Here is a 22,549-nt window from a genome sequence, read left to right as displayed (position 1 = left end):
ACACTTCTATACCAGTAATTTAACTTTTTTCTGATACATCTATAATACTTTCTTAAATTTATAATAAATATCCCTTTAAATAAGTTAATGAAAGAAAAACCGGCCATCTTTAACGACAACCAGTTTTTTATTCTATAATTTATTCTAATGTTTAATTTACTTCATCAATTTTAACATCTTTATTTTTCTTAACTGTTGCTTCTATTTTCTTATCATCATCACTAGTCCATGTAACTTTGTAAGACGTAGCTTTTTCTTCTTTTGGTGTTACATTAGTAGGTGTCGGCGCAATTGTTACATCTTCTAAACTTGTTTTCTTAATTGCTTCTTTCTCTATACTTTCATAAGTTATATCATCAGCAGCAGTTGCTTTAGCTCGTGCTTCTTCTGTTTGTATAACAATATAAATTGAATGTGCTTCTGCAACATATTTTGATTCTTTAGCATCATCAATATATCCCATTACCGCTGGAACAGCAATCGCAGCTAAAATCCCCAAAATTACTAATACTACGATGATTTCAATAAGCGTAAAACCTTTCTTATTTTTAGCTTTTTTCAATCTTTTTAATAATAATTCTTTCATTTTTTCTCCTCCGTTTATCATCAATGAATGTCTAAAAAGTTCTTAACAAAGTAAAACCGGTATTACCTCCTGGTCCCATGCAATACCGATTCTTTTCTTTCTTAACATAACTTTTTACTACAGTCTCATTATATACCCGAAGGTAAAAAATAACAATTAATATCTTAGACTAATCACACATAATTCAACTATTTTAATGTTTTTCGATAATTTGTGATGAACCCGTGATAAATATCATTATTAATCTTCTTGATTGTCTGTACAATTATTATTTTTATGTTGCTTTCGTTGTCTAAAATAATTAACAAGTGAATAATAAACAGGTATCGTTAAAAAAATTAACCAGGTTGGTGACCAAATATTTTCATAGAATCCCTCATACAAAAAATATAAAATCACTAATACAGGATACGGGAATCTGTTAAGGTTGCGGTGTTTAACTGCAGAAATTGCCCCTTCAATAATTGGAACAATTAATAAAAATATCCATAATGGATGCCATAACTCCGTGTATAAGGCTATCCCGATATAAGCAATAATTGCAAGTAATGCAAAAGGAAACTTTGTATAATCTTCATAGTAGTAATCCCAGCCTTTTTCTTTACGAATTTTACGCCATTCTTCTTGATCATATTTTTTATCATCCACAAACACACCAGAACCATCGATATGAATTCTTGAATCTTCTTTTGGATCCTCAACATGAATTCCATTCCAGCCAACATGAACCTCTTCACCATCTTCACCAGTCACATGAATCCCATGTTTTAAACTAATATGAACACTTTCTTTTTTCTTTTGTTTCTTATCTTCTTCTGTTTTTTCTTTTGATGCTTGTTGATTATTACCACTTTCAAATTCTTTTTGATCTGTTTTTAGTAAATCATCCAATGACATTCCATATAACTTGGCAAGTAAGATTAAATTATCTGTATCTGGAGATGCTTCTGCTCTTTCCCACTTACTAACTGCTTGGCGACTGATTCCTAATTCATTTGCTAAAGCCTCTTGTGAAAGATTTTTTTCCTTTCGCAATCTTACTAATCGATTTGCAATTTCTATATTCATAAATTTATTCCTCCCTAAATCACCTACATTATGCAAAATAATGCTTGGTTGCTCTAGATATTCTAGTTTTCAATTTCGCAACCAATGGTTGCAATATGACCATTATATTATAATTTGTTCGATGAATACACATAAATTATAATATTTGTTGAAATATTTTCAAATAATGATTATCATAAAGTTAGGTGATACATTTGTATGGTGTAAAACACCTCCTTTCTGGTTAATGGACTGTTCCGTGCTTGCGCAGTCCATTTTCTTTTACTAAAAAAACCATTTTTTAAACTATACAAGTATTATTAATAGTATGATTTCTAAAAATCCTTTTGTCTTATCAAAATATAAAAACCTCCTAGTCAGTGTTTAATTATTTACACTGTCTATTAGGAGGTTATCATATCATTTTTGATATTTTTACATTACAATTTTTTAGCATCATACGTTACTTGAATTCCAAGGTTACTAAAAACTTTAGCATCCATTGGTCCGATAGAAGAAGTAATGTGCGCTTGGGTCCCCTGTAGTTTAGGTAATTGTTGTAGCGCTAACTTAGCTTTGTCATTATTAACAGCACTTAATGATAATGCAATCAATATTTCATCACTATGTAAACGTGGATTAACACTTCCTAAATATTCAGTCTTTAAATTTTGAATTGGACCAAAGGCTGTTGGTGAAATTAAATGTTCATCATCACTGATATTAGCTAAATATTTAATAGCATTGATTAAAATTGCAGAACATGATCCCATGAAATCAGATGTACGACCTGTAATGATTGTTCCATCATCTAATTCGATTGCTCCTGCATAACAATTAGCTTCTTTCGACTTTTGGTTTGCAGCCGCAACACACTTACGATCTTCAACTACAACCTTTGCCTGATTCATAACAAGTTCTTGCTTATTAACTTCGTCTAATGAACACTCTTCACGAACATAGCGATTCATTGTATTATAGTAACGACGAATTATTTCTTGGCGACTAGCTTCCTTACAAGCTTCGTCATCACTCATACAAAAACCTACCATATTAACACCCATGTCAGTTGGTGAGTTATATGGACTAGTTCCATATATTTCTTCAAACATATTCTTTAATACTGGGAAGATTTCAATATCACGATTATAATTAACAGTTACTTTATTGTATGCTTCAAGATGAAAAGGATCGATCATATTTACATCATTTAAATCAGCAGTAGCAGCTTCATAGGCTAAGTTAACTGGATGATTTAATGCTAAATTCCAAATTGGGAATGTTTCAAATTTTGCATACCCAGCTTTAATACCGCGAATATGTTCATGGTATAGTTGTGATAAACATGTTGCCATTTTACCACTTCCTGGGCCCGGAGCTGTTACAACTACCAGCGGCTTAGTAGTTTCAATATAATCATTTTTTCCAAACCCTTCCTCGCTAATGATTCTTTTAGTATTAGTTGGATAACCATCAATCAAATAATGTAAGTACACGGCAATATTTCTTTTTTCCAATCGGCTTTTAAAAATATCCGCTGCTTTTTGACCATCATACTGAGTGATTACTACACTTCCCACATATAGTCCCTTTGCTCGATATATTTCAATTAGACGTAAAACATCATTATCATAAGTAATACCTAAATCGCCCCGAACCTTATTACGTTCAATATCACTGGCAGAAATTGCAATAACTACTTCTGCTTGATCTTTTAATTGTAATAGCATCTGCAACTTACTATCTGGGGCAAACCCTGGTAAAACTCTTGAAGCATGATAGTCGTCAAACAATTTACCACCAAATTCAAGATACAATTTATCACCAAATTGATTAATTCTTTCTTTAATATGCGATGATTGCATCGTTAAATATTTATTATTATCAAATCCTATCTTCATACTATCCTCCAAATATATTTTATCTAAAATATTCTACTTTATTTAACAAATGATTGCACGACTTTGCATTAAATCCTTCTTAAAGATAAAAAATTATCACGCATAAAAAGATTTACCCTAAGACAAACATTACCAATATCAATTTCAGCAGTTACAAAAAGAAGTTTAATTTCACTAAGAAACTAAACTTCTTTTTTATACAAAGCAACACTTTGATAAGGTTTTAAACAAAGGTTTGTTAAATCAATTTCATTATAATTATTAATTAAAACTTGATAATTGATTACATCAAGATTTAGGAGAACATCTTGACCATAAAAATTATTTAAAACAATTAATTCTTGATTATTTAAACTACGTTTATAACCAAATACTTGTGGATGATTTTCAAGAATAGGAATATATTCACCAGTACTGATTATTTTATATTCCTTTCTCAATTTAATTAGCTTTTGGTAGTGATAAAAAATCGAATCAGTATCTTTAAGTGCCGCATTCACATTTATTGTTTGATAATTAGTATTGACTTGAAGCCATGGTGTTCCATCAGAAAAACCACCATTTACACTTTCATCCCATTGCATTGGAGTACGTGCATTATCCCGTGATTTATCTTGTAAAATTTGATGAATCTCTTTTTCTTCAAGACCTTGATTTTTTAAAATGTGGTAAGCATTAATGCTTTCAACATCTCGATATTGATTAATATTTGTAAAGTAATGATTAGTCATTCCAATTTCTTCGCCTTGATAAATATACGGTGTACCACGCATTAAATGAATTGCCGTTGCCAACATCTTTGCAGAATGAACTCGAAATTTTTTATCATCTCCAAATCTAGAAACACTTCGTGGCTGATCGTGACAATTCCAAAATAAGGCATTCCAGCCTTGTCCTTCTTGCATTCTTACTTGCCACGTATTCAAAAGTTCTTTCAATTCTTGAAAATCAAATGGCATTGATGTCCATTTTTCTTTATTAACATAATCAACTTTTAAATGGTGAAAACTAAAAACCATATCTAATTCTTTATTTTGGGGATTAGTATAACCAATACAATTTTCAACACTAGTGGCTGACATTTCTCCAACCGTAATACAACCAGCTACTCGACCAAATGAACGGGTGTTGACTTCATGAAGATATTTATGAACTTTAGGCTGATCGCAATAAAATTGTTTTCCCAATCCATCAGGACTATCTGCAAAAACTCGTTTATCAATATTATTTATGACATCGAAACGGAATCCCCGAATTCCCTTTTTTAACCAAAAGTTCACAATTTTAATCAATTCATTTCTAACTTCTTCATTCTCCCAATTTAAATCAGCTTGTTTTTCATCATAAAGATGTAAATAATATTCATCAAATTCAGGAACATATTTCCAGGCTTTTCCACCAAATTTAGAATCCCAGTTAGTAGGCAAATTCCCATTTTTACCTTTTTTAAAAAAATAATAGTTTTTATATTTCGAGTTTCCTTTTAAAGCTTCTTGAAACCAAATATGTTCTGTTGAAGTGTGGTTAAATACCATATCAAACATTAAATAAATATTTCTTTTTTTAGCTTCTGCAATTAATAATTCAAGATCTTCCATGGTTCCAAAAATTGGATCAATACTATAATAATCTTTGATGTCATAACCACTATCCCGTTGTGGTGAAGCAAAAATCGGACACATCCAAATCATATCAATTCCAAGTGTTTGCAGGTAATCTAATTTTTCAGTAATTCCCTTAATATCTCCGATTCCATCACCATTAGTATCTTTAAATGATTTTGGATAAATTTGATAGATGACTTTATCTTCGTAATACATATTTTTCCTCGTTCCTTTAATCAATTTTAATAATTTCTGTTTCTAATTTTTTGATGTTACAATTTTCTTTTAATATACTAATCTTTTCTCCACTTGTAAAAATAACCGGTGAGACTATTGACTTCCCATGTTCTTTAATATAAGCAATATCGACTTTAGCTAATTTATCTCCTTGTTTTATATATTCACCAACTTTAACAAATGATTCAAATCCTTTACCTTCTAACTGTACTGTATCCATTCCAAGATGAATCAAGATTTCTACACCATTATTACCTCTTAGGCCATAAGCATGTTTGGTAGGAAATGTCATTACGATTTCTCCGCTAACTGGAGCTAGAACATCACTATCTGTTAATTCAATTGCAAATCCATCACCCATTGCTTTGGTTGCAAAAACTTGATCTTCTACATCCTCAATCTTAATTAGTTTTCCAGTCATTGGTGATACAAATTTCTCATTATCAATTATATCTGTTTCAATTCCTAAGTCTTTATCTGTTAATTTCTTTTTACCAACAATATATGTTAAAACAAATGGAATCACAATTGCAATAATCATCGCAATAGCAAAGTTTCCCATATATTTTGGAATAATTGATAAGATTCCAGGAATTCCACCAACTCCAACTGAAGTTGCCATTGTTCCTGTTGCTACCGAAAACGTTGCGGCAATTGCAGAACCAATCATCCCACACACAAAAGGAAACATATATTTTAAATTGACTCCAAACAAGGCAGGCTCAGTAACCCCTAAATAACAAGAAATACATGCCGGGATACTAACTTGTTGAGCTTTTTCATTTTTCTTTTGCAAAACTATCATCGCTAAAACAGATGATCCTTGAGCAATATTAGATAATGCAATCATTGGCCATAAGATCGTTCCTTTAAACATACTTACTAGTTGCATATCAATCGCATTAGTCATATGATGCAATCCAGTAATTACCAATGGTGCATATACAAAACCAAATAATGTTGCAAATAACCAGCCAAAGTTAGATGTAAGACCACCATAAACCACATCAGAAATAAAGTTACCGATTACCCATCCAATTGGTCCCACTACAGTATGCGCAACTATTACCGCAGGCACTAACGAAAAGAATGGTACAATAATCATACTAATTGCTTCAGGCGAAACTTTTCTAAAGAACTTCTCCAAATAAACTAGAGTAAATCCCGCCATCATTGCAGGAATAACTTGTGCTTGATACCCAATCATCTGTACTTGGGCGAATCCAAAATCCCAGACTGGTATATCCTTAGCTGCTGTTGAAGCTACTGAATAAGCATTTAATAATTGTGGAGAAACTAATGTAATTCCTAAAATAATACCTAGAATTTGACTAGTTCCCATCTTTTTAGTTATTGACCAGCAAATACCAACAGGTAAAAAATGGAATACTGCTTCACCAATTAACCATAAAAATGAGTCTACACCACTCCAAAATTGTGAAATTTGAACTAATGTTTTTGTTCCATTTTCAAACATTGCAATTGAATCAATCACATTTCTAAATCCTAGAATCAACCCTCCACAGATCAATGCAGGAATTAATGGAGCAAAGATTTCCCCTAAATTTCCCATTAATCTTTGAAGCCAGGTTTGATTTGATTTAGCATCACTTTTTACTTGCTCTTTACTAACCCCTTCAATTCCAGCAATCTTAATAAACTCATTATAAAATTCTTGAACATCATTACCAATAATCACTTGAAATTGACCGCCTTGTGTAAATGTACCTTTAGCACTCCCCAAGGTTTCAATCTTGTCTATATCAGCTTTACTCTCATCCCCTAAAACAAAACGCATTCTAGTAACACAATGACTAACTGCTCTAATATTTTCTCTACCGCCAACAAATTCTAAAAGTTTACTTGCATCACTACTGAATTTTCCCATCTTTTTTCTCCTTTTTTACATGTACGTACATCTTTTGTAATTATATAATAACTTGTACGTACATGTAAGTCAATACATTTTTAATAAAATAAAAAAGGAAGCTAAACTTCCTTTGTAATTCCAACCATCTTCAATAAATATTGTGCATTTGTTGTTTGACTTCGACCATATTTAATTAAATAATCGAATTTAATCTTATCTCCTTGATAATATTCATTAAAATGATAATTACTGCATGAAATCTCATTTTCTAATTCACATAATTCAAAATCATGAGTTGTAATAAATGTGAAAATATTATTTGTTGACAATTGCTTGACCGTTTCTTGTGCTCCAATGATTCGATCTTTTGAATTAGTACCTTTAAAAATTTCATCAATTAACGCAATCATCAAATTACCTTGACGATTAGCTTCAACGATTTGTTTTATTCTTAATAATTCAGCATAAAATGATGAAATCCCATTAAGATCATCTTCTATTCTCATCGAAGTAAAAATTTGCATCAATGAGCAATCAAATGATTTTGCCATAACTGGTCCGCCTGCATACGCTAGTACAAGGTTAATCCCAATCGTCCTTAAAAAAGTCGTTTTTCCAGACATATTTGAGCCTGTAATTACACATACTTGGTGATTCATCATAAAACTATTAGCAACAGCTTGTTCATTTGGCATCAATGGATGATAAGCTTCACCAAATTCTAAATATGTAGTTTGATCACCATGAAAATTCGCAAAACAAGTAACATCTTTAGTATGGAGTAATACTTGTAAACTCGTTAAAGCTTCAAATTCGCCAATTGCATCTAACCACCGCTCAATTGAACTAGCATATTGCTTAACCCAACGATCATATCGTTCTTTACAATTGATATCCCATAACAAAAGTCCATTTAATAAAATGAATGCCAAAAGATTATTCCGTTGCTTAACAGCACTACTAATACTTTTTAGTTCATCAAAAGCTATACTTGAAGCCTCTAATCTTGCTTGTAACTCTACCAAAAAAGGTGATGTAAAAGTGGATTGTTTAATCAGATGACTAATATTTTGATAATTATTCAAGCAATGTGATAATTTAGAAACTTGCTCAAAAATTATTCCATGACTGTTTAGATTTATAATTGCAATAATCAGTTGTCCAAAAATTAGCACTGGCACTAAAATTACTGATAACTTGAAATAAAATTCGAAAAGAAACATGACAATGGTAATAATCGTAAGTATCGGAATTAAATATTTAGCAAACCCCCAGCTCCGTTTAACTTTATTTTTTCCTAAATTATTAACAAAATCCTCAATAATTCGTTCATTAACTTTAGGTTTTTCAAGCATTCTGCCATAGGTTTCCAATGATAAAACAAAATTATTATTATTCGATAATTCTAAAACAGCTTTTTGCTCTTCAATAATACCTTTTTCATTAAAACTTGTACGCGTTAATTTATCAAGCAAACATTTCTTACCACGAATCGTACTTGCAACATTAAAATATTGGAACAATGAATTCTTTCCCACTAAATCTAAATCCTTCATCACCCCAGTAACATTATCAACATAGTCTAGTCCCGTTTCATCAAAAGCTTTCCAATCATTATTATAGCGATCTAAATAACGTTGAATTACAATTGCTTGAGCATTTAAATAACTCAATCGTTCCGTTATTTTACTATGAATAACTATTAAAATAATAAAAATAGCAATCCAAATTAATGATGAATATACTAATAACTGATTATTAGTAAAATTGCCTCCTAATAAAAATCCAACAATCAATAATCCAATAATTAAACGAGCAATTGAAATTTTTAATGACCTACTATCTAAATTCGCTTTTTCTTTTCTAATATTGTCTTGGAATAATAAATAATCTTTTTGTGTCATAGCCCCTCCTAAAAAAGAACTCATTAAAGTTGAGTCCTTCTTGCAAAATCAACAAATCTAAACTTATCAGGACGATGTTTCGAAATCGTATATTGAAACAATGAAGCATCTTCTAAATATGTATAAGATTTCACACATACTAATAGATCATATTCATGCATATCTAATAAATTCTTTTCCTCTTCTGTCGCCTTAACAACTGTAAACTCTTTTCTTGCAAAACTGATTTTTAAACCCAATTCATTTTCAATATAATTATATAGTGAATCAGCAGCAATTGTTTCTGTTATATTAGGAACAATATTAGCATTTAAATAATCGGTATCCAATATTACCCGCTCACCATCAAATGAACGAATTCGTCTTATTTTATAATAATTACCACTATCCATATATAGTTCTTTTTTCATTTGAACATCAACTGGGTTTAAAGATAATTCAATAACTTTAGTAACAACCTCGCTATTAATAGTCTTAGCTAGTTCTTTAAAACTCATTACGCCAGAAACTGGAAATGCGACTTTATCAACATCTAAAACTAGTGATCCTTTTCCTTTATTTTTTTGAATATAACCATTTTTTAATAAAATATCCAAAGCCTTACGGATGGTATCACGAGATGCATTATATAGCTTCATTAACTCATTTTCACTAGGCAAATATGAATGTACTTTGATTTCTTGTTTATCTATTTTATCGATTAAATCCTGAGATATTCTTTGATACTTACTTAACACCTTAACCACCTCTGATACATTATATCAAATAAATTTATTTGTGACACTTAATTAATTCTTCAATACATCCATCTATCCCGTCAACTAAATATTTGGCAACATTCTTGACTGTTTGATGAGAACGATTAAATGTAAAAGAATTTTCAACACTCTTTAACATCGGGATATCGTTCCATGAATCTCCAATAGCTGCCATATCTTCATAAGCTAAGCCATAGAACTCAATTATTCGTTTAATCCCCTTCCCTTTAGAGCATCCTTTCGCAGCAAAATCAAGGTGCCGCTCATTTTGATAAACATCAATAACATCACCAAACATATCAATCATTTTAGTGTATTCTTTACCAGCTTCGTCATTATTTTTAAAATGTAAAGAAAAAGCTTCAAACTGCTCCCCAACTTGATTAAATGATGTAATTAGTTTAACCCGTGGAGATAAATCAAAAGTACGATTAAGTACATACATATCTCCTTGGTAAACAATACTAGTATCGACAGCCTCGTATTGTTCATAAATACTTTGAGCAATTTTTTTATCTATAAATTTTTGATAAATTAAATTTCCTTCCTTATCTAATATTTTTGCTCCTGAACATAGAATATAAAAATCGTAATCTATCTGATGAGGATTAAAATCCTCAATTCCTTTATATGAACGACCAGTACAAACTCCAAATAAATTACCTAGACTTTGAAAATGTTTGATGGCTTGAACATCCTCTAACCGATAATATGAACCACTCTCATCGTAAAAAAATAGTGTTCTATCAAAATCACTTGCTAATGCTTTCATTTTCATCCCTCCATTATTTTTAGTACAACTTTTTTCTATCTCGATTGCTTGATTTTCAAATATTGACACAAGAAAAGGCGTATTACTACGCCTGTAGATAAGCCAAAATCAATTCAATCGTATTGTTGATAGCCTGTTGATGAGAGCGTTCCATCCCATGAGAAGCATGTACTCCCGGTCCAATCAAACCACCCTTAATATCATTACCACCTCGTAAGGCCGCACTAACATCACTACCATAGAATGGATAAATATCTACTGCATAGTTAAGTCCTTTAGCTTTAGCAAGTTCAATAAACTTTGAAGTAATCCCATAATCATATGGTCCACTAGAGTCTTTTGCACATATACTCACATCATATTCACTACATGCTAAATCATCGCCAATACATCCCATATCCACTGCAATCAATTCACTAATATTTTCGGGAATACTAGCACTGCCATGCCCTACTTCTTCGTAAGTTGAAATGATCATAATAACATTGTTGGCAGGAACAATATTCTTTTCTTTCAATTCTTTTAAAACAGTAACTAGGCAAGCTACGCTTAATTTATCATCAAGAAATCTTGATTTAAGAAAACCACTATTAGTGTATGTTGTTTTAGGATCAATAGCAATATAATCACCATTATCAATCCCTAAAGCTGTAACATCTTCTTTATTTTTTACAACTTCGTCTAATCGAATATGCATATTTTCACATTTACGAATAGCTGTTTTTGATTCCTCATATACATGAGCGGCAGGATAATTGCTTAAAATAGTTCCTGTATAAATTTTGTTTTCACGTGTAATTACTCGACAGTATTCACCATCTAGAGTCGGGACGATTGGACCCCCAACATTAGTGAAAGCTAATTCTCCATTATCTCTAATACTTCTAACCATTAAGCCTAGAGTATCCACATGAGCACATAAACCAATTGTTTTATCATTCTTGCCATCAACATAAATATAAAGATTTCCTTTATTATTCATTCCTGTACGATAACCTAATTGTTCAACTTCATTTTTAACAAATTCAATAACTTCTTTGCAATAACCTGTAGGACTATCAATATTTAATATTTTAGTTGCAAAATCTATTACATAATTTTCCATCATTTAACTCCTTTATTCTCTTCTTCAAGTATATAACTAATTACTAATAATTTAAACAATAAAAACAGCCTTATTTACTGATACGTTTTGAATAATTTAAAAGGATTAGGGCTACTCTTTTAAACTTTCTTTGAGATCGCAGCAATTTTAAGACTGTTTTACATTATTAATAATAACAAACTACAGGACAATTAACTTCAATACTATTATATAATTGTGAAGCAATTCCCGTAGGTAAATTAATACAACCATGAGAACCATTGTTCATATAAATAGTTCCACCCCACTTAGAACGCCAGCTTGAAGAATCATGTAACCCGATTCCTTTATTAAAAGGCATCCAATAAGAAACTGGAGTTTCATATGGCCATGTTCCATCAGGTAATTTTGTTCCCCGAAGAACACGATTTCTTTCCTTATTATATAAATAATAGGCACCCGCTGGTGTACGGCGATCAGCAATATTGTATGTACCAGAAACAATATCTGACTCTAATACGATCTGACCATTTTTATGATACCACATATGTTGCCCTGATAAATCAATTTCAACAAAAGTATCACCTAATCCACCATTATCCGAAGAAGCTTCACGACCAGTTGTAACAGGTGTTCTGACACCCACTTTATTGGCATAAATATCTTCTAATAAACCGCTTATTTCCTTACTATTTTGGAGTCTTAAACCATAATTACCACCGCTAACTGTAATCGTCCGATTATTAGCCCCAACAAAAGTTCGGCTTCCACCAACACTGTCAATTTTCTTCGCTAAACTTCCAACAAAGTCAGTTACTTTTTCTTTAAATACAGCATCATCACGATAATAATTACCACTTTCATCTATTGATAACCAAGTAACCAAAGTACTACCATCTAACACTACATCTCCAGAACGTGTTTTATAGGTTATCGCCGCAGATGCATACTTTCTAGCTGCATCTAATAAATTTTGTAATTTCGCATCATTAGCTTTTACAGCGGGTTCTACATAACATTTTTTCTCCGTTAAATTTAAACTTTCTTTACCTTCACTAAAGGCTAACTTTATTTCACTAATTAGTTTTTCTTGATCAATCGTTGAACCATTGACCTCGTTGGTGATGGTAAACTCATTATTTAGATATTCCACTTTAGCATCGACCGGTGCCACTTGCACCTCTTCTTGAAGATGTCTCAAAGAAGCCACCTTAGCTCTTAAAACTGTTTCATCAACTTCAGCTAGATCATTAACTACATTTTTCGATTTATTAAAATAAGCTCCAATCCACCCAAAAGAATTTTGCTTTTTCAAAATATTCTTAACATTATTATTACTATTATAGCGAACTCCACATTCGCTTCCTGAAACTGTTTCAGTTGCTTCATCATTAAAAATCAATTTTAAAGAACGAGCATCTATTTGTTCCGCTAACTTTTCATTCGCTTCAGTTAATGTTAAACCACTGACATTGATATCATTAATGTATGTACCACTTAAAAACTTCTTATTGAAATAAAAACTTCCAATTAAATAAATAATGACTAATAATGATACTAAGATTCCAATAATAATAATCTTTTTTTGTACCCCTGTTTTTTTCCCTGATCTTACTTTTTTAGTCATTTCTGACTTTTGCTTTGATTCAATCGTATCGTTTGTGTTACTCATATTTTCCTCTTGTTTATCCATCTAAATTCTCCCAATATAAGCGATTATTTTGTCTATTAGCATTCTAGCATTTTCCCCTTAATTGTCAACCAAAACAGTTGAAAAGTATGGTATTTTTAAGAATTATTAATAATTTATTGGTAAATCATGTTGTTTTTTTAGATATAATCGTAACTTTTTGATATCTCCATTATGCTGATAACCATGCATTTTAGCAATCTTTGCACCTTCAACATTAGCTTTTATATCGTCAATAAAAATACATTCCTCAGCCTTTAAATTAAATTTTGAAAGAAAATGTTTGAAGATTTCAAGATCAGGTTTTAATAATTGGTAGCGTGCAGAAATATAAAAATCATCAAAATATTTAAAAGCTTCGATATTTTGGTAATAATCATCAAATTGGAGACTGCAATTAGATAATAGATAAATATGATAACCTTGCTCTTTTAGTTCTTTAACTAATGCTACCATTTCAGCAAAAGGCTCAAAATAATCATACCAATGCAATAATGCATGTCTAATCAACTGCGGATTGTCGGTTTTTAATTCCTTAAGAGCTTCTTCCACGGTGAGTAATCCTTGATCTAGCTTTTGCCACTGTTTTGAAGCAAATAACTCTCTTTCAATCACTTCTTGTTCTAAACTATCATTTGATAATTTACTAGCAATATAGTGCGGATCCCAACGCAAAATAACATTTCCCATATCAAAAACAATATTTTTAATCATGCATTAACGCTCCTAAAATAGCGACCCCTTTAATAATCTGTTCATTAGTTGGAGTTGAAAAATTCATCCGAAACGATTGGCATGGTTTATTATCATCATCATAGAAAGCATTTCCTGGAACTACTGCTACTTTATGTTCAACAGCTCTTTTAACAAACTCCGGCATATCAATTCGTTCTGGTAGAGTCACCCAAATAAACATTCCCCCATCAGGAATTGTCCATTTACAATCTGGGCTGAATTGTTTTTTCATTTCTTCCAACATCAAATTACATTTTTGCTCATATACTGCCTGTAATTTTTTTAGGTGTACCTCCATATCCGTTTCATTTAAGAAACGAGCCATTACACTTTGCGCCCAAGCATTTGTATGAACATCATTTGTCTGTTTAGCAACTGTGCATTTAGCTAATAGATCTTGATGACCAATCATAACAGCTACACGCATTCCCGGTGCAATAATTTTTGAAAAACTAGCTGCATAAACTACTAATCCTTCATCATCTAATGACTTAATTGAAGGAATTGCATCATTTCTAAATCTTAAATCACCATATGGATTATCTTCAAGAATCAGCACTTGATATTTTTTTGCTAATGTATAAATAGCTTGACGTTTTTCTAAAGAAGTTGTTATTCCAGTAGGATTTTGGAAATTAGGAATCAAATAAATAAATTTTGGTTTTTGCACCCCACTTAAAACTGCTTCTAACTGTTCAAGATTGATTCCATCATCTTCCATATCAATTCCAACTAATTTGGCACCATTACTTTTAAATGCATTTAAAGCCCCTAAAAAGCTTGGATTTTCACAAACAACTAGATCCCCTTCATTACATAAACATTTAGATAAAAAATCCATGATTTGTTGTGAACCAGAAGTAACCATAACACCATCATAGTCTTTCACTACTGTTTCATGCCGTGATAAAAATTCTATTGCTGCTTTTTTAAAGCTTCCGTCACCTTCAGTAATTCCATACTCTAAAATAGAATTAGGACAAGTATTAAAAATATCATCACTAATTCTTTTTAATTGTTCAACAGGAAAAGTCTCACTAGCCGGATTTCCACCACCAAAACTAATAATCTCTGGATCATTCATCATTTTTAAAATTTCCCTAATTGCTGATGCCTTAACACCACTGATCCGATTTGAAAATTCAAAATTCATTTAAATATACCCCCTTATTTGTATACTATTTATTATAAACCAAACATTTACTAATGCAAAGAGCAATAATATGGTTTATAATATATAATAGGATGTACATAAAGGAGGAATTCCATGCAAGCACTTTTCTTAGTTTTACACAAAGTAGAAAAATTAGATGATCTCTTAGCCGCATTACAAAAAAGTGGTATTAACGGAGGGACGATCATTGAAAGCAAAGGGATGCTTAATACATTAAAAAGTAATGATAATTTTATTATCGAATCATTACGAATTTTTCTTGAAGATCCCCGTGAAACAAGCAAAACACTTTTCTTTATTTTAAAAAATGAAGATGTTGAAAAAGCAAGGACCGTTATTGATAAAACTTTAGGCGGCATCGATAAACCCAATACCGGCATTATGTTTGGTATTGATCTAACCTTTGTTGCTGGACTAAACATTGAATAATACTAAAAAACCTTAGCATTTTATTTTGCTAAGGTTTTTATTTACCATTGTAACATTGTCATATACTCACTTGGACTGGATAGTGCTTCCTTATATACAGTAATCTTGACCATTTTTTCTTTTTTTCCATCAATTGAAGCGATATACACACTATCATAATCATTCTCTAACAACAATGATTGTTTATAGTAATCAAGACGTGCATTAGCAATTTGATAAGAACTCTTTCCTTCACTATCTTTATACTCAACAATATCACCAGTTAAAACAAGAATATACGCTTCATGAGTAGGTACCTCACTGCTGTTATTCAATAAAGGAGAGCCCTCACCTGGCGGTAATAACTGCATCACTTTATTAAAAACTTGACGATTTGATATTTTATAGTTTAATACTTCTTCATCTGCTTTAATATCCATTGAAACTTCTTGATACTTATCATCAAAATCCTTATTACTTACAAAATCTAATAACTGAACTTTTAAGACCTGATTTTCAACAACTAATCCACTTAATGTTTCAGTTATTTTTTTTTCTGGTTGTTCACTTTTTGTCCCACCAAACTTTAAAACTAAAAAAGTTATCAATAGTAACGCTATTATCCCCAATAACATTAACGCATTTTTCGTTAATTTCAGAGGTTTTCGTGCCATAATCACACCTCCTTTTACTTATTATATCATATCTCCTGCTTATTTTTCTTTACAAGTTAATTTATTCTCTTTAGCATTTTTTGTTAATTTTTCAAAAGAAACCGTTCCATCACCATTTAAATCTATTAATCCAACCTCATTAAGTTTTTTTAAATCACCATTTTCTATATCAATTATAAATTCCTGACGAACAATTTGATCTTTAGCAGTAAGCTTTATTTCCAACCCATCTATTTCTTTATATACATTTAATTGTGATTCAAGTGTACTAACTAAGGTCTCATCATCATAATCCGTATCTCTATAATCATTAATCGTCACATTCACGATCCTGATAACCTTATCGCCTTTAGTTTCATAAGTATTTTCAATATCGCCATAATCAAAACTTCCTTTACAAACTGTTATACTCTTAGTAGATGAATCACTACATCCAGTTAAAATTCCTGCTATCATCATTACTATAAATATTTTTTTCATTTATGATCCTCTCCGTCTTTTATATTCATCGATCATGTAAGGCTGAATTTCCGGATATGTCCAGCATTCGGGCAGTTCCTTCGATAAAAATATTTTTTCTATCTCAGAATCAGGTAAATCCGCCATTTTTTCAATTTCGGCATAAAATATTGTTCCAAAAGACTCTTTTGATCCAGTTTTCTCAACAACTCCGTAGTCGCAAAGACGTTCAAGCGTATAAGTAACAGCTCCCGTTTCTTCATACAATTCACGTCTTGCACATGCTTCAATGCTTTCCCCATTTTCACGATGTCCTCCAGGTATTTCAAATGTCTTTCGCTGTTTATGTTTACAAAATACCCACTGTTTTAAATAACGGCTAATAATTACCGCAAATTTTAAATCATGCTTCGCTACAGATTCATAAAAAGATACTTTCATCTAAATTCACCTACATTTCTATATGTATAGATTTTATCATATTTAGACTTATTTAGCTGAATTTTTCAAAAACTTTCAAAATATAAAAACCATGGTAACACTACCATGGCTTAAATACATTATAATAAATTCTGTAAATGTTTTACAATTTCATTTTCAGGAACAAAACCAGTAATCTGGTCAACTGCTTTACCATCTTTAAAAATAATTAAATTTGGAATTGCCTGAACCCCATAACGCCCGGCAATATCACTAGAAGCATCAACATTTAATTTATAAAAATTAACCTGCTCCATCTTTTCTGCTAACCCTTCAATAACTGGAGATAACATTTTACATGGTCCACACCAGTCAGCATAAAAATCTACTAAAACGATACCGCTAGCAATTGCGTTATCAAATTCATTACTATTTAAAATTTTCATTTTTATCACCTCATTAACATTATGCCTAATCTATAAATAATTACAACTAATTTGCTTTAATTTTATCATATTCTTGTAAAGCAAGCGACATTGGGTCATTATCGTCAAAAGAAATCGAATCACCTTGATAACTTTCACTACCATCATTAGAACGCTTAAATCTAGTAATTTGACCCGGATTATCATAGTCAACTTTTAATAATAAATTAGGGTTATTTTCAAACTCCGACAGCTTTCTTTGAAGAATATTTTTAAATAATAGAATATCATTTTCTGTTCTAATTTCATTCTCACTTTCACCCGGCAATGCATAAGTAAGATATTGATATGTGTCAAGCTTATTAATAATATAATAATAATTATCAAACCAACTTTTTAAAAGTGCCGCATCTAACTTTTTGATTACCATTAAATATTCTTGATCCGAAATTTGATAACCTCTTGTTACCTTATCACCATTATCCTTATAATAAGTAATTTTTAAGTTATGACTGCCATAATCACTTTTTTGTTTTAAAATTTCCTGATGAATTGCCACTACTGTATCAATTGATTTTTGATCAGTTAATTTACTATTAATCTTGTTGTACCCAAAATTTGAATTAATTTCTACTGCTTTAATATCATGAGGAATATAATTTTCTAAATATCCTTTTGAACCAATAAAAATTACAATTGTAACTAAAACAATTAATGTTCCCTGCACTATGCACAATACATACCTAATACGTTTTGACTGAATAAATTGAATAATAAAAGTCGCAACAAAGGTTGCAATAATATTGATAATAATAAAACTCTTCAAAGATTGAACAGGAATATCCAAAATAGAAGTAATCAGCCAAGAAACTGAAATAATACAAATTAGTTTAATTACTTCACCAATGATTTTATAAGTGAAACCATGATAATTGTTAACACATTCCCGGTTACTGCTTGCTAAAAAAGCCATTATAAATATAACTAGACCATAACCAGCATACAGCAAAAGATAATAAGAACTTAAACCACTAAGTCCACCAATAAATAATCGAAAAGCGGGCAAAATAATACTTACGACCTCCATTGAAAAATCAGCACTAATGATTCCTCTAACAAAAGTCTGATAAACAGAAAATAAACTCATATAAATAATGAATGGCGATATATTAATAACAATTTGTAGAATAATATCCATAATTACTGATGTCGTTAAATAGGCAGCTAGATTACCTAAACTATAATAAATCCAAATCATTAAAATTGCTGAAGAACAATTTTTAAGTACTAATCCTTGTCCTAAAATAACATCAACAATACAATAGATTATGACAGGTATAATTATGCACAATAATCCGCTTAAATATCTGATCATAAAACTTTGTATTTTTGTATATGGCAAAGATGAAAAATGAGTCTGTTGGGTTTGATCAAATAAGTAACTTAAATTAACCATCGGAACAACTAATGAATAGAGTAAGATAATTAGATAAAACATTCCTACAGGAACATCAGAGTGAAAAGAAATCAGACTGATTACCAAACTTAAAGCTAGAAAACCACTAAAAATAACAACTGTATTTTTTAGCTGTTTTAAATCATTTTTTAATAAACTGATCATCATCTTTAACCACCTACCTTTATATCATTAACGATCACGCCATCATCACCTTTCTTTAAGGTAAATTCTAATGGATAAGTATAGTTATTTCCTTCTTTTGTAACAACTTCATAGGTACCTTGATAAATAACTTCATCATTACTAAAGGCTATAACTGTGCTATCACCGTTTGGATAGACCATATCAATTGTTTCGTGACTAAATTGTGTACTCACTACGGCTTTGATTTGTTCTTCAAACTTTGTTGAATCACTATTAATATCATCAATAACATCTCGACAATTTTCAATAAAAACAGCTCGTTCGATCAACTCATCGCTAGTAATAAAATTCGTTATTGCTTCATTACTGCTTATTAAATAATTGACACTATCAGGATTTAATAAATTATATGTTTTAATACTAAATATATTTTTAGGTTTGATTTCTTGATTTGGCAACAATTTAATCAATTCTTGAATTTCCTCTTTATTTAAATAGACTGCATGATCATTAACATAACAAATTAAACTTTTTTCCTTTTTTAAACCCTCAGTATAATTAAGCAGCTTATCAAAATACTTATTTCCTGGTCCATTAAAGAAATCAATTACTGCTTTTTTATTAATATAATAGATACTATAGCTATAATAATCATCATCTAATCCATGTTCATATTGATAAGTATACATCATTGCTAAATCTTGTTGTTCATCATCATATTTTTCAAAATGAAGGTCATCACGATGTTTACTCAAATAATTCAAGAATTCCTTTGTAACCTCATTATTTAAGCTTAAGCTAAGATACTCCTGATTACCAGCTAATTCAGCTACTAAATCAGCAGTAACTTCATATCTCGAATTATTAATTCCTGAAAGATATTGCTTATTGGCAATCATAAAATTAGCACCAAAAACAATTGCTAAAACAGGTACATAGATTAATAAATTACGATAAACATGTCTTCCTTTAAAAATAATTTCAACGATTATCGCTACAATCATCCCAATCAAAATATAGATCAAAAATAAAAGTGACTGACCTTTGAATCCATATGTGATATTAATTTTTGATACTAATAAAATGACTCCAAAACCACATATCGTTACAGCAATAATCAAAATAGCTTTTAAAACAATAATAATTCGGCGAAATACTAAAGGTTCTCCAATATATTCATTTTCACGATTTTTATAAACATAATAGCTGCAGATTAAGGTAACAATTCCTAAAAATAAATGGAAAAATATATGTGGATACGCACTATAAATAAACTGCATTCCAGCAGCTAACGGAAAAGTAAGATAAAGATATGTGTCATTAATTCCAAGATCAAGATTACTTGGAACTAATTTAGGACTAATATAAATAAGCCCCAATAATAAAATTACTGGTAATGCATATGCTGCTAAACTAAACACAACTTGTCCCAAACGATTACCAGACAGTGAACAAACTAAATAAGTAAGGGTATAATAAATAAATAACAAAAGAAATATCGCCATTATAAATCTTATAAATATATTTCCTTCAGTCCCCGCATTATTTAATCCTAAAAACATCATCAAACCTAATCCCTCAATCAATAATGTAACTAGCGCAATTAAATATCCAGCTAAATAATTTGTAAACCAAACGCATCTTGTCGCCAACGGTAATGAACACATCATTGATGATTTCGTTTTATTAACTTGATAACTCTGAATAAAACAAGGGTATATCGTTGTTAGAACAACTGCACTTATTCCATATACAACTATACAAATTTGACTAAAACCACTATTAGAACCAGAAATAAGCGATAAAATAAAGACTCCCACAAAAATAATTAATGATACTTTAGCAGGAAAGAGATTATTTTTAATGATATTTTTTAGTAAGGGAATATTAACCCATGACTTCCTTGAGTTCATCATATTCTCCTCCTAAAGTAAATAAGAAAATCTCTTCTAATGATAATGATAAAGTTTCATTAATTAAAGGACAATACTTTTCCACAGTACGATTGATTGCTTCAATTTCACCAGCAACGATCAAAGTATGAACACGTCCCATCATTTGATGAGATAAAACTTTTAATTCTTTCTCTAAAGCATACATATCATCACCACACTCTAAGACGATTTGTAATTTATGATAGCCTTCTTTAAGATGATCTAGTGCTTCTTCAAAAACAATTTTCCCATTGTTGATCAAAGCGATATGATCACACATACTATCCAATTCATTTAAATGATGACTAGAAATAAAAATTGTCATATTTCGCTCACTTACATCTTGAATCAAAATATCCCAAATAACTTTCCGAATATGTGGATCAAGTCCATCAAACGGCTCATCCATGATCAAATATTCAGGCATGATCGCTAAAGCCAAAATAAACATAACTTGCTTTTTCATTCCTTTAGAAAATTTACTAAAATTTTCTAAACTATCGTGCTTAAACATTTTCATCAATCTTAAATACCGTGCCTCGTTAAAACTTGGATAAATCCCTTGATATAATTCTTTAATATCCCGAATATTATGTCCGAAGGTATCAAAAAATTCATCGGGGATATATACTAATTTTGCTTTTGCTTCAGGATTTTCATAAATACGCATTCCTTCTAATTCAACAAATCCTGTATCACCTTGATAAGCACCTACTAAATGACGAATCAAAGTTGTTTTACCTGCACCATTTTCACCAATAATTCCATAAATTGAACCTTTAGGTATATTTAAAGTAATATTGTCCAAAATTTGTTTGTGATCAATTTTCTTTGATAATTCTTTGACTAATAACATTATTTTCCCTCCCAAGTCTGTTCCATAAATTGGCATAATTGTTCAAAGGTCAAACCAATATATTTACTTTTAGTAACAATCTCTTTTGTGAGAACTTTAATTTGTTGTTCAAACAACTTCGTTTGATTATTTTGTTTTGAGCTAACAAAACTTCCCTTCCCCGGCAAGGAATAAATAAAACCTTGCTCTTCTAAAAGACGATAGGCTTTAACAACGGTATTAGGATTAATATGAATTGATGAAGATAATTCACGGACAGAGGGTAGTTTATCGTCCGCCTGCATTAACCCTGTCGTTATATATTCGAGCAGCTGTTTATAGATTTGTTCATAAATTGGGACACTGCTATTATTATCTATTTGCATAATAACTCCTTTCCTACTACATTCTTACAAATGTAGTATACCA

The 22,549-nt window shown here is 30.6% G+C and carries 21 protein-coding genes; 1 reads left to right on the top strand and 20 read right to left on the bottom strand.

The window, feature by feature from the left end:
• Positions 1 to 151: 151 nt before the first annotated feature.
• The 12 genes from KSU54_RS04720 to KSU54_RS04665 form a co-directional block, all read right to left on the bottom strand.
• A complete protein-coding gene (locus KSU54_RS04720) occupies positions 152 to 586 on the bottom strand; it encodes a prepilin-type N-terminal cleavage/methylation domain-containing protein (protein WP_040434194.1) in 435 nt (144 codons plus the stop codon).
• Between the two features lie 240 nt (positions 587 to 826).
• Entirely contained in the window at positions 827 to 1,654 is an 828-nt protein-coding gene (locus KSU54_RS04715) for a helix-turn-helix transcriptional regulator (protein ID WP_008791306.1), read from the bottom strand.
• A gap of 419 nt (positions 1,655 to 2,073) precedes the next feature.
• A complete protein-coding gene (locus KSU54_RS04710; RefSeq protein ID WP_003536114.1) occupies positions 2,074 to 3,534 on the bottom strand; it encodes a DUF1846 domain-containing protein in 1,461 nt (486 codons plus the stop codon).
• Positions 3,535 to 3,716: 182 nt separating this feature from the next.
• Positions 3,717 to 5,354: an alpha,alpha-phosphotrehalase gene (gene treC / locus KSU54_RS04705; protein WP_008791305.1), complete on the bottom strand. Its 1,638-nt coding sequence runs from the start codon at positions 5,352 to 5,354 to the stop codon at positions 3,717 to 3,719.
• Between the two features lie 16 nt (positions 5,355 to 5,370).
• Positions 5,371 to 7,263 (bottom strand): PTS system trehalose-specific EIIBC component, encoded by a 1,893-nt coding sequence (treP, locus tag KSU54_RS04700; protein ID WP_003536112.1) that lies wholly within the window; start codon positions 7,261 to 7,263, stop codon positions 5,371 to 5,373.
• A 101-nt stretch (positions 7,264 to 7,364) separates the two neighbouring features.
• Positions 7,365 to 9,149 carry a MutS-related protein gene (locus tag KSU54_RS04695; RefSeq protein WP_226814537.1) on the bottom strand — a complete coding sequence of 595 codons (1,785 nt, stop codon included), beginning with the start codon at positions 9,147 to 9,149 and terminating at the stop codon, positions 7,365 to 7,367.
• 23 nt (positions 9,150 to 9,172) lie between these two features.
• Positions 9,173 to 9,886 carry a trehalose operon repressor gene (gene treR / locus KSU54_RS04690; protein WP_003536110.1) on the bottom strand — a complete coding sequence of 238 codons (714 nt, stop codon included), beginning with the start codon at positions 9,884 to 9,886 and terminating at the stop codon, positions 9,173 to 9,175.
• Between the two features lie 34 nt (positions 9,887 to 9,920).
• Entirely contained in the window at positions 9,921 to 10,679 is a 759-nt protein-coding gene (locus KSU54_RS04685) for an HAD-IIB family hydrolase (protein ID WP_008791301.1), read from the bottom strand.
• A gap of 85 nt (positions 10,680 to 10,764) precedes the next feature.
• Positions 10,765 to 11,784, bottom strand: a complete 1,020-nt coding sequence (locus KSU54_RS04680; RefSeq protein WP_008791300.1) for a M42 family metallopeptidase — start codon at positions 11,782 to 11,784, stop codon at positions 10,765 to 10,767.
• Positions 11,785 to 11,950: 166 nt separating this feature from the next.
• Positions 11,951 to 13,456: a L,D-transpeptidase family protein gene (locus KSU54_RS04675; protein ID WP_117792104.1), complete on the bottom strand. Its 1,506-nt coding sequence runs from the start codon at positions 13,454 to 13,456 to the stop codon at positions 11,951 to 11,953.
• Positions 13,457 to 13,561: 105 nt separating this feature from the next.
• Positions 13,562 to 14,167, bottom strand: a complete 606-nt coding sequence (locus KSU54_RS04670) for an HAD family hydrolase (RefSeq protein WP_003536106.1) — start codon at positions 14,165 to 14,167, stop codon at positions 13,562 to 13,564.
• On the bottom strand, positions 14,160 to 15,341 hold the full coding sequence (locus KSU54_RS04665) for an aminotransferase-like domain-containing protein (RefSeq protein ID WP_003536105.1): 1,182 nt from the start codon (positions 15,339 to 15,341) through the stop codon (positions 14,160 to 14,162). Before KSU54_RS04665 ends, KSU54_RS04670 begins: the two co-directional genes overlap by 8 nt.
• Positions 15,342 to 15,455: 114 nt before the next feature.
• Here KSU54_RS04665 and KSU54_RS04660 point away from each other — a divergent pair, with 114 nt between their 5' ends.
• Positions 15,456 to 15,791 (top strand): hypothetical protein, encoded by a 336-nt coding sequence (locus KSU54_RS04660; RefSeq protein ID WP_003536104.1) that lies wholly within the window; start codon positions 15,456 to 15,458, stop codon positions 15,789 to 15,791.
• A gap of 41 nt (positions 15,792 to 15,832) precedes the next feature.
• Here KSU54_RS04660 and KSU54_RS04655 read toward each other — a convergent pair whose 3' ends face one another.
• From KSU54_RS04655 to KSU54_RS04620, 8 genes are all read right to left on the bottom strand, one after another.
• Positions 15,833 to 16,444, bottom strand: a complete 612-nt coding sequence (locus KSU54_RS04655) for a hypothetical protein (RefSeq protein ID WP_003536103.1) — start codon at positions 16,442 to 16,444, stop codon at positions 15,833 to 15,835.
• A gap of 39 nt (positions 16,445 to 16,483) precedes the next feature.
• Positions 16,484 to 16,924: a DUF1307 domain-containing protein gene (locus KSU54_RS04650; RefSeq protein ID WP_003536102.1), complete on the bottom strand. Its 441-nt coding sequence runs from the start codon at positions 16,922 to 16,924 to the stop codon at positions 16,484 to 16,486.
• A complete protein-coding gene (locus tag KSU54_RS04645; protein ID WP_003536101.1) occupies positions 16,925 to 17,344 on the bottom strand; it encodes an NUDIX hydrolase in 420 nt (139 codons plus the stop codon).
• A 119-nt stretch (positions 17,345 to 17,463) separates the two neighbouring features.
• Positions 17,464 to 17,769, bottom strand: a complete 306-nt coding sequence (trxA, locus tag KSU54_RS04640) for a thioredoxin (RefSeq protein ID WP_003536100.1) — start codon at positions 17,767 to 17,769, stop codon at positions 17,464 to 17,466.
• A gap of 46 nt (positions 17,770 to 17,815) precedes the next feature.
• Positions 17,816 to 19,372: a hypothetical protein gene (locus tag KSU54_RS04635; RefSeq protein ID WP_003536099.1), complete on the bottom strand. Its 1,557-nt coding sequence runs from the start codon at positions 19,370 to 19,372 to the stop codon at positions 17,816 to 17,818.
• 2 nt (positions 19,373 to 19,374) lie between these two features.
• Entirely contained in the window at positions 19,375 to 21,264 is a 1,890-nt protein-coding gene (locus KSU54_RS04630; RefSeq protein WP_226814538.1) for an ABC transporter permease, read from the bottom strand.
• Complete coding sequence (locus tag KSU54_RS04625) at positions 21,239 to 22,141, bottom strand: ABC transporter ATP-binding protein (protein WP_003536097.1); 903 nt, start codon at positions 22,139 to 22,141, stop codon at positions 21,239 to 21,241. Before KSU54_RS04625 ends, KSU54_RS04630 begins: the two co-directional genes overlap by 26 nt.
• Entirely contained in the window at positions 22,141 to 22,506 is a 366-nt protein-coding gene (locus KSU54_RS04620) for a GntR family transcriptional regulator (protein ID WP_003536096.1), read from the bottom strand. Before KSU54_RS04620 ends, KSU54_RS04625 begins: the two co-directional genes overlap by 1 nt.
• Between the last annotated feature and the right edge of the window lie 43 nt (positions 22,507 to 22,549).

Source organism: Erysipelatoclostridium sp. MSK.23.31 (assembly GCF_019125875.1).
Classification (GTDB): Bacteria; Bacillota_I; Bacilli_A; order Erysipelotrichales; family Coprobacillaceae; genus Thomasclavelia; species Thomasclavelia ramosa.
Note: the sequence above shows the minus strand (reverse complement) of the source record. Positions and strands in the feature narration are given on the sequence as shown.